The 13,620-nt window shown below is 62.9% G+C and carries 11 protein-coding genes; 6 read left to right on the top strand and 5 right to left on the bottom strand.

Translation table 11 applies throughout. The annotated features are described in order from the left end of the window. Nucleotides 1-190: 190 nt before the first annotated feature. The 5 genes from AC1VON_RS29035 (at nucleotide 191) to AC1VON_RS29015 (ending at nucleotide 6,603) form a co-directional block, all read left to right on the top strand. Nucleotides 191-2,029, top strand: coding sequence for an ABC transporter substrate-binding protein (locus AC1VON_RS29035; RefSeq protein WP_246740934.1), 1,839 nt, complete (start codon nucleotides 191-193; stop codon nucleotides 2,027-2,029). A 71-nt stretch (nucleotides 2,030-2,100) separates the two neighbouring features. Then, complete coding sequence (locus AC1VON_RS29030) at nucleotides 2,101-3,138, top strand: ABC transporter permease (protein WP_483125736.1); 1,038 nt, start codon at nucleotides 2,101-2,103, stop codon at nucleotides 3,136-3,138. Beyond that, nucleotides 3,135-4,007, top strand: a complete 873-nt coding sequence (locus AC1VON_RS29025; RefSeq protein WP_056570727.1) for an ABC transporter permease — start codon at nucleotides 3,135-3,137, stop codon at nucleotides 4,005-4,007. Before AC1VON_RS29030 ends, AC1VON_RS29025 begins: the two co-directional genes overlap by 4 nt. Before the next feature lie 74 nt (nucleotides 4,008-4,081). After that, nucleotides 4,082-5,695, top strand: coding sequence for a serine hydrolase domain-containing protein (locus AC1VON_RS29020; protein WP_483125735.1), 1,614 nt, complete (start codon nucleotides 4,082-4,084; stop codon nucleotides 5,693-5,695). 110 nt (nucleotides 5,696-5,805) lie between these two features. After that, nucleotides 5,806-6,603 carry a M55 family metallopeptidase gene (locus tag AC1VON_RS29015; protein WP_483125734.1) on the top strand — a complete coding sequence of 266 codons (798 nt, stop codon included), beginning with the start codon at nucleotides 5,806-5,808 and terminating at the stop codon, nucleotides 6,601-6,603. Between the two features lie 234 nt (nucleotides 6,604-6,837). Here the strand turns inward: AC1VON_RS29015 and AC1VON_RS29010 are convergent, their stop codons facing one another. Next, complete coding sequence (locus AC1VON_RS29010; RefSeq protein WP_483125733.1) at nucleotides 6,838-8,097, bottom strand: amino acid deaminase; 1,260 nt, start codon at nucleotides 8,095-8,097, stop codon at nucleotides 6,838-6,840. 151 nt (nucleotides 8,098-8,248) lie between these two features. On the opposite strand from AC1VON_RS29010, the gene AC1VON_RS29005 reads away from it, so the two are divergent. Continuing rightward, entirely contained in the window at nucleotides 8,249-9,718 is a 1,470-nt protein-coding gene (locus AC1VON_RS29005) for a M81 family metallopeptidase (protein ID WP_483125732.1), read from the top strand. Here AC1VON_RS29005 and AC1VON_RS29000 read toward each other — a convergent pair. From AC1VON_RS29000 to AC1VON_RS28985, 4 genes are read right to left on the bottom strand one after another with little or no spacing between them, the layout of a single operon-like run. Further along, entirely contained in the window at nucleotides 9,715-10,725 is a 1,011-nt protein-coding gene (locus tag AC1VON_RS29000; protein WP_483125731.1) for an ABC transporter ATP-binding protein, read from the bottom strand. The genes AC1VON_RS29005 and AC1VON_RS29000 overlap by 4 nt on opposite strands. Next, nucleotides 10,722-11,717, bottom strand: a complete 996-nt coding sequence (locus tag AC1VON_RS28995) for an ABC transporter ATP-binding protein (protein WP_483125730.1) — start codon at nucleotides 11,715-11,717, stop codon at nucleotides 10,722-10,724. Before AC1VON_RS28995 ends, AC1VON_RS29000 begins: the two co-directional genes overlap by 4 nt. Beyond that, nucleotides 11,714-12,598 (bottom strand): D,D-dipeptide ABC transporter permease, encoded by an 885-nt coding sequence (ddpC, locus tag AC1VON_RS28990; protein ID WP_140774318.1) that lies wholly within the window; start codon nucleotides 12,596-12,598, stop codon nucleotides 11,714-11,716. The genes AC1VON_RS28995 and ddpC overlap by 4 nt, the downstream gene beginning before the upstream one ends. Continuing rightward, nucleotides 12,598-13,614, bottom strand: a complete 1,017-nt coding sequence (locus tag AC1VON_RS28985; RefSeq protein ID WP_202326445.1) for an ABC transporter permease — start codon at nucleotides 13,612-13,614, stop codon at nucleotides 12,598-12,600. Before AC1VON_RS28985 ends, ddpC begins: the two co-directional genes overlap by 1 nt. Nucleotides 13,615-13,620 lie beyond the last annotated feature (6 nt).

Below are 13,620 nucleotides of genomic sequence, written 5' to 3'. Positions count from 1 at the left end.
GATCCTATCTACGCATTGGACAGTGGCGCAAGCCTCCTCCTAGCTTTCGCACGCAACGATAAAAAGACCTCGAGTCAATTGTGGGAACATACTCATGAAAATGAAACGTGCCTTGGCACTAGCGTTCTGCATGGGCATAGGCGCTTTTGCGTCGCCTGCCGTGGCAGAAACCAAGAATCCCGGAACGTTTGTGTTTCTTTGGACTGACGATGTTCAGTCCTTTGATCCGGCCTACATTGCAAACACGCCGAGCTCCTACGGCGTGCTCAACGTCTACAGCCGCCTGTTGAATTACAACGGCTCCCAGATTTCCGAATTCGTGCCTTCCTTGTCGTCGGAAGTGCCGAGCCTCGAAAACGGCCTGATCAAGCAGAATGCGGACGGTTCGGTCAGCTACACCTTCCCGATCCGGAAGGGCGTCCACGCACACAAGGTCGGCATCAAGGGCGATGACGGCAAGATCACCTGGCAGTACTATGACGGGCTGAGCGACGAGCAGAAGGCCAAGATCGAGCCGGGCTATGGCGAGATCACCGCCGAAGACGTGCGTTACTCGCTGCTGCGCGCCATCCTGATGGGCCAGTCGTGGATGTCCAACGCCATCACCGAGGTGGTGACGGCGAGCAAGTACACCGACGTCGCCAAATGGGTCGAAGCCGAAGGCAAGGTGTCGGACATCAAGGATGCCAGCCCCGAAGCGCTGCGGAAGGTATATGACGAACTCGCGTCGCAGATCACCGTCGAGGGCGACAATGTCACGCTGAAGCTGCCGAAATCCTTCCCCGCCACGCTTGGCGTTCTGGCGCTGCCGTTCGGTGCCTCGATCGTCGACAAGGAATGGGTCGCCTCCGTCGGGGGGTGGGATGGCGACGGGAATACCTGGAAGAAGTACTACCGTCCCGAACTCGGCGACGATCCGCTGTTCGCCCAGGAAAACGGGACCGGTCCGTTCATGCTCGACGAATGGGATCGAACCGATCGCCGCATCACGCTGAAGCGTTTCGACAATTACTTCATGGGCAAGGCCTCGCTCGAGCGCGTGGTCATGCGCACGGTTCCGGAATGGACCACGCGTCGCCTGCAGTTGCTCTCCGGCGATGCCGACTTCGTGACGACGCCCGTCGAGTTCCTGGACGAGCTCAGCAAGACGGACGGTGTCAAGGTCGTCGACGGCCTGCCCAAGGTGTTCAGCCGTGGCCTGTATTTCGCGTGGCCGCTGGATGATGCCGACAACCCCGCCATCGGCAGCGGCAAGCTGGACGGCAACGGCATCCCGCCGGACTTCTTCTCCGACATCGACGTTCGTCAGGGCTTCAACTACGCCCAAAACTACGATGCGCTGATAAAGCAGGCGCTGCTCGGCAAGACCGTGCAGGCGCGCGGTCCGACCGTGCGCGGCATCATGGGCTACCGCGCGGACTCGCCGATCTACAGCTACGATCCGAAGAAGGCCGCGGAGCACTTCAAGAAGGCCTTCGGCGGCAAGCTTTGGGATACCGGCTTCACCTTCACGGCCTATGTGCAGGAAGGAACGCCGCAAGGCACGGCCGCACTTTCCGCGCTCCAGCAAGGACTGCAGCGGATCAACCCGAAGTTCAAGATGAAGATCCAGTCGCTGCCCTGGGCCTCCATCTCGGACAAGCTCAACAATCGTGAAAAGCCTGCCTCGCCGCTCACCTACATGGGCTGGGGACCGGACTATTCCGACCCGGGTGGTCCGCTGGGTGCGGCGACCTACTATCTGTCCCCGACCGGTCTTGTCGGTGGCATGCTCGGCCAAGGCTACCGTGACCTGATGACGGAGAAGTTCAAGCCGCTTCTCGACCAGGCTTGGGCCTCGAGCGATCCCGCCGTGCGTGAGCCGATCTATGCCAAGCTGCAGGAGATGTCCTACGACTATGCCACCACGCAGTTCCTCTGGGAGGACTTCGGGTACATCGTCACCCGCAGCAACATCGACGGCTACGTGCACAACATGATCCTCTACGGCGCCTGGGATTTCTATCCCGTCACCAAGAAGGCCGACTAGAGAGCTTCGGGTTTCGCCGGGTGCCATCGTCGCCCGGCGAAACGGCTATTCCTCATGGTGCGGATGCTGATGTGCTGAACTACGCTTTGCGGCGGCTCCTGATGTTGCCGGTCGTTCTCTTCGCCCTGTCGCTGATGCTTTTCGCGCTGCAGATGTCGCTGTCGCCGACACAGCGTCTGGCGGCGTACGCGCCGTCCCCGGATTTCCTCAAGGGCGGCCAGGACAGCATTCGCAGGATGATCGAGCAGTATGGGCTGAACGATCCCTTCTACATTCAATACGGACGCTGGATCGGCAATATCCTGAGCGGCAACCTGGGCTGGTCCGAGACCGCGCGCCAGCCTGTTGCTCACGCGCTGGCTTCCCTGCTGCCCGCGACGCTGGAACTGGTCCTGCTGGCGTTCATTCCCGGCTTTCTGCTCGCCATCTACCTGGGCTCGCGGGCCGGCATCCATCTCAACCGTTGGCCGGACCATGTGATCCGCATCTTCACCATCCTGGGCTGGTCATTCCCGGTCTATGTCTTCGGACTGCTGATGCTGCTGATCTTCTACTCCGCGCTTGACTGGTTCCCGCCCGGGCGCCTCAGCCAGTGGGCCCAGGCCGCCGTCACCTCGCCCGGCTTCACCCGCTACACCGGCGCGAACACGATCGACGCGCTGCTCAACGGCAATCTGGCCATTTTCTGGGATTCGCTCAGGCATCTCGCCGCCCCCGTCATAACCCTGACCTACGTCAATCTTGCCAACATGACGCGTGTCATGCGCACGTCGATGCTGGAAACGCTGCGCCAGGACTATGTCCGCACGGCACGCGCAAAGGGCATGCCCCGGCGTGTGGTGGAACTGCACCATGCCAGGCGCAACGCGCTGCTTCCTGTCACGACGATCGCCGGAATGGAACTCGCCGCCATGATGGGTGGCGTCGTCATCACCGAAACCATCTTCGACTATGCGGGCCTCGGCCAGTTCGCGGCCAAGACGGCCGCCAACCTGGATTTTCCGGCCGTGCTGGGCTTCGGGCTCTACTTCGCGGTCGTTCTCGTGGTGCTGAACCTGGCCGTCGACATGATCTATCCGCTGCTCGATCCGAGGGTAAAGACGCGATGAGAGCGCTTGGCTATCTGAAGCGTAATCCGATCTCGCTGGTTGGTGTGCTGCTGTTGCTGGCATTCGTGCTGATCGCGATTTTCGCGCCGGTACTTGCACCGCCGCAGGAATTCCAGATGTCGGTATACGACACGCCGAGAGCGGGTTTCCTGGCGACGCCGCAACCGCCGTCGCCCGAGGCGATCTTCGGAACAACCGAGGGCCAGTACGACATCTACTACGCCGTGATCTGGGGCACCCGCACGGCATTCAAGATCGGCCTCGGCGTCGTCGCCATCTCCGTGCTGATCGGCACGATCATCGGATCGCTCGCGGCCTTTTACGGCGGCATCGTGGACGAAGTGCTGATGCGTATCGTCGACGTCTTCATGGCGGTTCCCTTCCTCATCGCCGCCATGGTCCTGACCGCCCTGCTCGGCAAGGGACTCGGGCCGATAACCGTCGCGCTGACGACTTTCGGATGGATGGGTTATGCGCGTGTGGTGCGCAGTGAAATCCTGCGGATCCGCGAGATGGATTTCGTGAATGCGGCGAGAAGCTACGGCGCCGGCGATTTCAGGCTGATCGTATTCCACATCCTTCCCAACGCGTTCTTCCCTGTGCTGGTTCTGGCTACCATGGCGACGGGTTCGATGGTGCTCACCGCGTCCGCCCTGAGCTTCCTCGGAGTGGGCACGGAGGAAGGCTACGCCGATTGGGGGCAGTTCATCGCCTATGCGCGCAACTGGATCGTCGGCCAGCCCGGCAATCCGTTCCAGTACTGGTACACGCTCGCCTTTCCCGGAGCCGCGATCTTCCTGTTCGTGCTGGCGTGGAACCTCGTCGGCGACGCCTTGCGCGACATTCTCGATCCCCGCCATACAAACTGAAATCAGGGAGTATCCCCCGTGTCTTCGCTTTCCCCCACGCCATCGAGCTTCTTGAAGACCTTATCCGCCACGAGGTGGAGGACAAGGCGATCCCGTCGATCTCCTATGCCCTGGTCGACAGGGACGGCCTCATGACGCACGGCCACATACAGCGGCACGATCGCCACTTCGACATGAAGGACGACACCTGTTTCCGCATTGGTTCGATCACGAAGACCTTCACATCGGTTGCCATCATGCAACTCGTGGAGAAGGGACTGGTCGACCTTGATGTCGATGTCTCGGAGTATCTGCCCGGTTTTCACCCGGTCAATCCGTTCGCCGGGCGTGAAAGCGGACCCCACGGCTCGCATGTGAGCCTGGGCAAGCTCATGAGCCACACCGCCGGGATCGTGCGCGAACCCAAGAGCGGGCACTATCTGGATTCACACAAGCCGCCGCTGGCCGACACCGTCGCCGAGCTTGCCACATCCACGTTGAAGCAGGATCCCAGCGCCGGCATCATGCATTATTCCAATGCCGGCATTGCCGTGGTCGGCATGGTGATCGAGCGGGTGACGCGAAAGAGCTACTCCGACTACATCACCGAGAACATCCTGAAACCGCTGGGCATGAACGACACGTCGTCAGGCATGGCCCCGGGTATCCGTGAAAGGCTGGCGCCGGCCGACATGTGGACGCTGGACGGGGACAGCCCCGCGCCGGTGTTCAATCTGGGCGGATCGCCCGCCGGCAACATCTTCTCCACCACTTCCGATATGGCCAACTACACGCGGTGCCTGCTGCGGGGCGGCTTCGCGCCCAACGGCGATTCCATTGTCAGCCCCGCATCGCTGCGCAAGATGTGGACCCCGATCGGCAAACGCCCCGAAGGTCACAACAAGGACCTCAACGGGTATGGGCTGTGCTTCGGTGTCGGTGACATGGACGGGTGGACCTCCGTCGGCCATGGCGGCGCGGTTTACGGCTATGCGTCGCAGATGATGCTCCTGCCGAGGGCCGGCTTCGGCGTCCTGATCTTCGCCACGCTTGATTTCGCCAACCAGATAGCCTCCCGGCTCGCGGGCGATGGCTTGCGCATCGCCCTTGCCGATAACGGCATGGGACGCATGCCGCTTCGCAGCCAGACCCCGCCGCCCATCACCGAAGACCAGTTCGCAAGCCTGCCCGGCCTCTATCGTCATGAGGTGGGCGGCGAGGTCGTCGAGGTGAAGAACAAGGACGGCAAGCTCTATCTGATGGGGGAGGGCGTGCCGCTGCAGATCCGTCCGGTCTCGGGCAACGACTTCGTCATCGACGGACGCATCTACGGTCGCGGCGCCGACTACGCGCATATGAATCTCTCCTTCTCCAAGGCCAACCAGCTGACCTGGAAAGGAGCGAACTGGTCGCGTGTCGATAGTCTGCCTGTCGAGAAGGTGCCGCCGGAGATCGCGCCGCACCTCGGCGAGTACGGCCCGGATTTCAACATCACCTATCTGACCTACAGCCACGGCCAGCTGAAATGCCTGATCGAGTATTTCTGCACCCATACCTGCGAGCCCGTGGATGCCGGCCGGTTCCGCATGCACGGGCTGCTCTACGAGGAGGAGATTCTCGAGCTGGACGCCGTCGACGACAATGGACGCCGCGGCATTCGCGTCGGCCCCATGTTCCTGGAGCGACGGCGGGCTGAAATGGCAGCCTGAGACGCCTCGGCCCGGGCAGCCACGCTGCGCGGGCCGCCTCCACCGCACGAGCCCGGACGCCATTGAAGCCGTGTGCGCGGTGACCTTCTCTGAAATCGAAAGGCAAGCACATGAAAGTCTTTATCAGCGCCGACATCGAAGGTACGGCGGGCATCACCAACTGGGACGAGGCGCGCAAGGGCAATCCCGACTATGCCGAGTTCCGGGAATACATGACCGACGAACTGGTCGCAGCCTGCGAAGGCGCCAAGGCGGCGGGTGCGACCGAAGTCGTCGTCAAGGACGCCCATTCGACGGCGCGCAACCTTATCCTGTCCAAGCTTCCAGCCTATGTCCGCATCGTGCGCGGCTGGAGCGGCCATCCGGATGCGATGATGTTCGGCATCGATGACACCTTCGATGCCGCTCTCTATACCGGCTACCACAACAAGGCCGGCACCGACACGAATCCGCTGGCACACACGTTGACCGGCACCGTGTCCAGGATGCTGATCAACGGGCAGGTGGCATCCGAATATACGTTGAACGCGCACTGCGCCGCCCGTTACGGCGTGCCTTCGGTCTTTCTGTCTGGCGATGCCGGCATGTGCGGCGAGGCGAAGGCACTGGTGCCCGGGATATCAACCGTCGCAACCAGCGAAGGCTTCGGACCGGCGACCTCGTCCCTCTCGCCTCAAGGCTCGGTCAAGGCCATACGCGAGACCGTGGAGGCCTCGCTTTCGCGCGATCTGTCGAAATGCCTGCCGAAGCTGGCCGACCGGTTCGAGCTCATCGTCGAATACACCACGCCTATCGAGGCCTACAGGGGAAGCTGGTACCCGGGCATCGAACATCCCGCCGCGCGCACGCTTCGCTTCGAGGCGGACAATTTCTTCGACATCCAGCGCGCGATACGGTTTGTCGTATGAGTTGGAGCAATTCCAGGAAAAGTGTGAGCGGTTTTCCGTCCGGAATTGCCTCAAAAACAAAGAGATAGAGCGTTTCGCCGTTTCCGTGAAACGGCGAAACGCTCTAGCCCGCCAGTGTGATCGACTTGTTTCCGGCGCGGCCCGTTCGATCGTCGACGGGCTGTTGCGACATGTCGTCGGAGTAGAGTGAAGTTGTTTCGACGGCTCGATGATCGCGGTGTCGCTGGCTTCCGATCAGAAATAGGTCTTGAGCGCGCCGACGATCTCATAGGCATCATCGACCAGCAAAAGAATCTGCCATTTGTCGAAGGTTGTGCAGGGATGCGACACGCCCAGTCCGATGCGATCGCCGACTTTTACCGAAACCGTCGCCGGAACGCGCATATAGGCGTGCTGGTCGTTGCTTGCGAAGATCTCGCAGCCCGCCAGCGTTTCGGGCGAACCACCCTTGCGCGAAATGAGCAGAGGCACCGGCAGTCCGGAGTCGGTTCCGAAATCCCGCTTGCCGGCGGTCAGGATGGCCAGCCCCGGTTCAGGGCAGGACTGGACATGGGTCCATACTTCCAGCGCGTTGACCAGACCTTCGTTCTCGCCGGTCGCGGCGAGGATGCGTTTCTGCTCGGCCTGGTAGATGCCGCTGTCATGGCTGACATAGCAGCCGCTGCGCGTCATCACCTGCGCGCCGCTGCCGGAGAGGCGATCGAGCACGATGTCGTAGAACGACGAACCGCCGGCCGTCACGATCGGTGGCGCGCGCTCAAACAGGTTTTCGCCGGCACATGCTTCGTAGAGTGCGCCGATCTCGTCGACGAAATCCGCAACTGCCTGTGCCGGGCCACCGTCCTTCGGCTTGATCAGTCCCTCGAAAGCCTCGACGCCGCAGAGCCGCAGTTGCGGCGCCGCATGCGCGGCGCGCGCGACCTCGAGCGCCGTGTCGTTGTTGCGGCAACCGGTGCGGCCGCCCGGATAGCCGCGCTCGACCAGCACCTGGATCGGCCGCGAGGCCGGTCCGGCGCGTCCAACCGCCTCGCTCGCCAGGCGCACGGCATCGAGGCTGTCGATCAGCATGTAGAAGTCGAGGCCGGGCGAAGCGTTCAGCTCGGCGACCAGAGCGTCCAGTTCCAGCCGTCCGACAAGCTGGTTGGCGAGCACGATGCGATCGATGCCGAACCGACGGCAAACCTTCATCTGGTGCAGCGTGGCGACGGTCACGCCCCAGGCGCCGTCGCGCAATTGCCTCTGCATGATCTGAGGGCACATCGTCGTCTTGACATGCGGCGCGATGACCGCGTTGCGCTTCGCGAGGAAACGCTGCATCCAACGCGAATTGTGGTCGAGCGCGGCTTCCCTGATGACCGCTGCCGGCAGTGGAACATCACCGCGCAGGAGGTTCCAGCCCATCGAACCGACATCATGAAGACGGACCGCGGCGCCAGGCGGAATGGCCTTGGTGGTTTCGTCCAGCACCAGATCGTCGAGCGGGTGAAGATGCATGTGAATTTCCGATTCTGTGCCACCCGCCGGAGACCGCGTGAATGCGGCTTGGCGCAGCTCTTACATGGTCCAGGTGCTTGCGGAAATTATATAATAGTTTGATGATGAGAAAAGATTTTTCTTAAACGAAAGACGAGTTGAGGGCGAAAGAATGCGCATTTTCATAGCGGGCATGGACACCGAGACCAACACCTTCGCGCCTATCCCGACCGGCTACCACAGTTTCGAGGAAATGGGCATCGCGCGGGGCGACGCCACCTCGAAGGCATTGAACGAGCCGTCCTGCCAGCTGTTCGTGTGGCGTCAGCGCGGCGAAGCCGACGGCCACGAGATCGTGGAAAGCCTGTGCGTTTGCGCCGAGCCCGGAGGCATAACCATCCGCAATGTCTATGAGCAGTTCCGCGACGAGATCCTCGACGAGCTCAAGGCGGCCATGCCGGTGGACTGCGTGCTTCTGGCGCTGCATGGCGCTTTCGTCGCGGAAGGCTATGACGATACCGAGGGTGACCTTCTCGCGCATGTCAGAGCTATCGTCGGCCCCGACATTCCGATCGGGGCAGAGCTCGATCTGCACTGCCACACAACCCAGAAGATGGTCGATAACGCCACCGCTATCGTCGCCTACAAGGAATATCCGCACACCGACATCATGGACCGTGCCGGCGAGCTCTACCGCATTATCGTCGACACGGTGGAGGGCAAGGTCACGCCGGCGATGGCGCTTTACGACTGCCGCATGATCAGCACCTTCCGGGTGCAGGAGCAGCCGATGCGCGGCTTCGTTGACGGCATGAGTGCCGCCGAAGCCGAGCCAGGCATATTGTCAGTGTCGCTTGGACATGGCTTTCCGCATGGCGATGTCGAGGATGTCGGAGCCCGCATGCTGGTCGTCACCGACAATGACAAGTCGCTTGCCGAGCGGACCGCCGAAAGGTTCGGCAAGCAGCTTTTCGCATTGCGCAACGACCTGATCCCGAAATTCCTGGGCATCGACGAGGCGCTCGACATCGCGCTCGCCGAGCCGCATGGGCCGGTCGTCATCGCGGATGTTTCGGACAATGCCGGCGGCGGCGCACCGGGGGACTCCACCTACATCCTGCGCCGGCTGATCGAGCGCGGCATTGGGAACGTGGCCAGCGCCATGTACTGGGATCCGATCGCCTATCGCTTCTGCGTCGAGGCAGGGATCGGCGGTACCATAAACCTGCGGGTCGGCGGCAAGTGCGGCGTGTTCTCGGGTATGCCTGTCGACCTGCGCGTTACAGTAAAAGGCCTCGGCCGCGAGCTGACGCAGCTGTTCGGTACCATGCCGTGGCCGCTCGGGGATGCGGCGTGGGTCACCACCGACGGCGGCATTGACCTGATCATCAACACGGTACGCACGCAGGTCTTCCATCCCGACTGCATGACCGCGCTCGGTCTCAATCCAAGCGAGCGACGCATCGTCATCGTCAAATCCAACTACCATTTCCAGGCTGGTTTCGCGCCGATCGCCAAGCGCATCCTGTTCTGCGCCCCGCCCGGTGCGACGCAGCCCAACTTCGCCGCGATCCCCTACACAAAGCTCAAGACGCCCTATTGGCCCAAAGTGGAAGACCCATTCGCGGCCGACGCGGCTTAAGCAATCGCATCATTCGGGGAGGAAAACGCCGGTCGCTGCGCCGTGCGCGGTAGCGCGGCGTCGTTTGCGCGCGTGACCAGATGACAGCGGACTGTTCGCGATCCGTCGGCGGGTACCAGAACCTGCGGCAGTTCGCAGCCGCTCGTCGCGGAAGGGCAGCGCTCCCGGAAGAAGCAACCGGTCGGCAGCGTCCGGTTGCTCGGCAATTCGCCGGCGCGCGGTGCGATCGAGTTCAATGGACGATCGAAACTCGGAACGGCATCGAGGAGCGTCCTGGTATAGGGATGCCTGGGAGCGTCAAGCACGTCGAGCGTCGGGCCTTCTTCGACGATCTGGCCGAGATACATGACGGCGACACGATCGGCCACGTGGCGCACCAGCGACACGTCATGCGAGATGAGCACATAGGATAGTTTGCGCTCCGCCTGCAGCGACAGCAGCAGATTGACGATCTGCGCCTGCACCGACACGTCCAGCGCCGAGGTCGGCTCATCGAGGACCAGCAGCGCCGGTTCGACGGCGAGTGCCCTGGCAATCGCGATGCGCTGGCGCTGGCCGCCCGAGAACTCGTGTGGATAGCGATCGACATGCTCCGGCCGCAAGCCGACCGATACGGCCAGTTCGGTTGCCCGCTCGATCAGTTGTTTGCGGGTGTAGCCGCCGCGAATGTGCAGAGGCTCGGTGATCAGGCGCCAGACCGGAAGACGCGGATCGAGCGACGATTGGGGGTCCTGGAAGATGATCTGCAGCTGGGTGCGCCGTGCGCGGTCCCGTTCGGTTCCCCTGAGTTTGATCGCGCCCGCGGAAATGTCGGTCAGGCCGAGGATAGCCTGTCCGAGCGTGGTTTTTCCGCAGCCGGATTCCCCGACAATGCCGATGGTCTCGCCTTCGGCCACGCTGAACGACACGCCGTTGACGGCATGGACGTCGGCGCCACCGAACCAGCCCGAGGTGACGCGGTAGCGGACTTCCAGGTTCTCGACGGAGAGGAGCGGAGGCTCGGTCACGCGGCTTGCGTCTCCTCGATACGGCGCCAGCAGGCGGCGCGGCGGGTAGGCTCCATGGCAGCCAGCGGCGGCACCGAGACGCAACGATCATCCGCCTCTCGGCAGCGCGCTCGAAAGAGGCAGCCGGCAGGCGGATCAAGCAGGTCGGGCAAGGTACCGGGAATCTGTTCCAGCGGCTGCTTGGGTGGTGCCAGCCCCGGCAGACAGCGTATCAAGGCGCGCGTGTAGGGATGGGCTGGCGCCGCCAGCACCGACGCGGTCGTTCCGGCTTCCGCGACCCGTCCCGCATAAAGCACGTAGAGCCGGTCGCAAAGCTGCGACACCACGGCCATGTCATGCGATATGAAAACGACGGCCGTTCCCGTGCTCATCGCCTTGTGTTTGATGAGGCCCAGGATCAGCGCCTGCACCGTCACATCGAGTGCCGTCGTCGGCTCGTCGGCGATGATGAGCTTGGGTTCGCAGGAGAAGGCCATGGCAATCAGCACGCGCTGCCGCATGCCTCCGGAAAGCTCGAACGGGTAGGCCTGCATGATCCGCTCCGGCTCGCTGATCAGCATGTCGCGCAGCAGGCCCGAGGCCTTGCTCGTCGCTGCCGCGTTGTCGAGACGCTGGTGACGGCGGATGACCTCGACGATCTGCTCGCCGATCCGTCGGGTCGGGTTGAGGGCGTTCATCGGTTCCTGGAAGATGGTCGACACCAGCCGCCCGCGCACATGCTGGAGTTCGCGCTCGCTGAGCTTCATCGGATCGCTGCCGAACAGGCGGATGCCGCCGCCGGTAATGTGCGCGCTGCCTTTGGGCAAAAGCCGCGTCGCCGCCATCATGGTCACCGATTTGCCGCACCCGGATTCTCCCACGATGCCGACGATCTCGCCGGCACGGACATTGAGGCTGACCCCGTTCAGCGCCTTGATCGGCCCGCGATAGGTGCGGAACTCGAGCGAAAGGTCGGTGATTTCGAGCAGGACATCGCCGGAGGGTTCGGTCATCGGCCACCCAGCCTCGGATCGAGCATGTCGCGCAATCCGTCACCCAGCAGGTTGAAACCCATCGCGCTGATCAGAATGGCCAGGCCGGGAAAGGTGACATACCACCACTGGTCGAGGAAATAGTTGCGCCCGCTCGACACCATCGAGCCCCATTCAGACGTCGGCGGCTGGGCGCCGAGGCCGATGAAGCTCAAGGCCGCGGCCGTCAGGATGGTGCCGCCGAGATCCAGCGTTGCCTGAACGATGATGGGTGACAGGGCATTAGGCAGTATGTGCCAGCGCAGCATATAGGCAGGCGAAGCCCCGAAGCTGCGCGATGCCTTCACATAGGTGCGGTTGCGCAGCGACAGCGTCTGCCCACGCGCCAGCCGCACATAGGCGGGCACCCGCACCACGGCAACGGCCAACATGGCGTTGAACAGGCTCGGTCCCAACGCGGCGGCCAGCGCCATGGCGAGGATGAGTGCCGGGAGCGCCAGGAAGACATCCATCAGCCGCATGATCGCGGTATCGACGATGCCGCCGACAACGCCGGACAGGCAGCCGATGATCGAGCCGATAACGGTCGAGATGATGACGATGGCAAAGGCGATGCCGCAGGACGCGCGCGCGCCGAAGAGGACCCGCGAGAACAGATCACGCCCAACCTCATCGGTGCCGAAGAGGTGCTGCAGGCTGGGCGCGGCAAGCCTTGCCGAAAGTGAGATCTTGTCGGGCGGGTAGGGCGCCAGCAGGGGCGCGGCCACGATCACAAACAGCACCAGCAGCGCGATCGCGGCGCCGACCAGGGTGAGGGGGCTTCCCTTCACGCGATACCACAACCGTCCCATGCGAAGCCGCGATGCCGGCCGGGGCGATGTGGCGATGCCATCCGCCGCCATCAGCCGAGTTCCCTGATCTGTGGGTCGAGCACCATGTAGGTCAGATCGACCGCGAGATTGATCAGCACGTATCCCAGCGAAGCGACAATGGTGAAGCCCATGATCGCGGGAAAATCCAGCGTCTGGATCGATGACACCACATAACTCCCCATGCCAGGCCACGCGAAAATCGTTTCGGTCAGCACCGCGCCGTAGAGCAGATCGCCGAAGGCGAGGCCAAGCAGCGTCACCGACGGGATCAGGGCATTGGGCAAGGCGTGCCGCAGGATGACCGCCGACCGCGACAAACCATTCGCACGCGCGGTGCGCACATAATCCTCCTGCAGGACGTCCAGCATCGAGGCCCGGATCTGGCGCGTGATGATGCCGAGATTGGCGAAGGCGAGGACAAAGGCCGGCAGGATGAGGTGATAGAGCGACGACCAGAAGGCCTTGAGGTCGCCGGCGACAAGCGAGTCGACCAGGAAGAAGCCGGTGATGCGCGGCGGCGCGGCGATGCCAAGCGTGATGCGGCCGCTGCCCGGCAGGATCGGTATCTTGACATAGAACAGGAGGATGAGCGCCAGCCCGAACCAGAATACCGGCATTGAAATGCCGGCGACCGACACGACGCGCGCTGCCTGGTCTACCGGTCCGTCCTTGTAGATTGCCGAAAGCACGCCGAGCGGCACGCCGATCATGATCGCCATCACCAGCGCGGCGATGCCGAGCTCAAGCGTGGCGGGCAGGAACAGGGCAATATCGCCGGCCACCGGGCGCCGCGTCCGCAAGGACTGGCCGAGATCGCCCGACAGGAGCTGCTTGACGTAGATGACAAACTGCTGGGTAACGGGTTTGTCCAGCCCGAGCTCCTGGCGCACATGCGCCAATGTCTGGGCTGAAGCCTTGTCCCCGGCGATCAGCTGCGCCGGATCGCCGGGGATCAAATGCGAAATCGTGAAGGTGATGATCGCGACACCAGCCACCACGAACACCAGCAAGACGAGGCGCCGAAGGATCGTTGAAATTAGCGACATACCTTC

Source organism: Mesorhizobium sp. HAY1-8B (assembly GCF_056868045.1).
The sequence above is the reverse complement of the archived record's forward strand: the minus strand, read 5'-3'. Positions and strand labels throughout refer to the sequence as shown.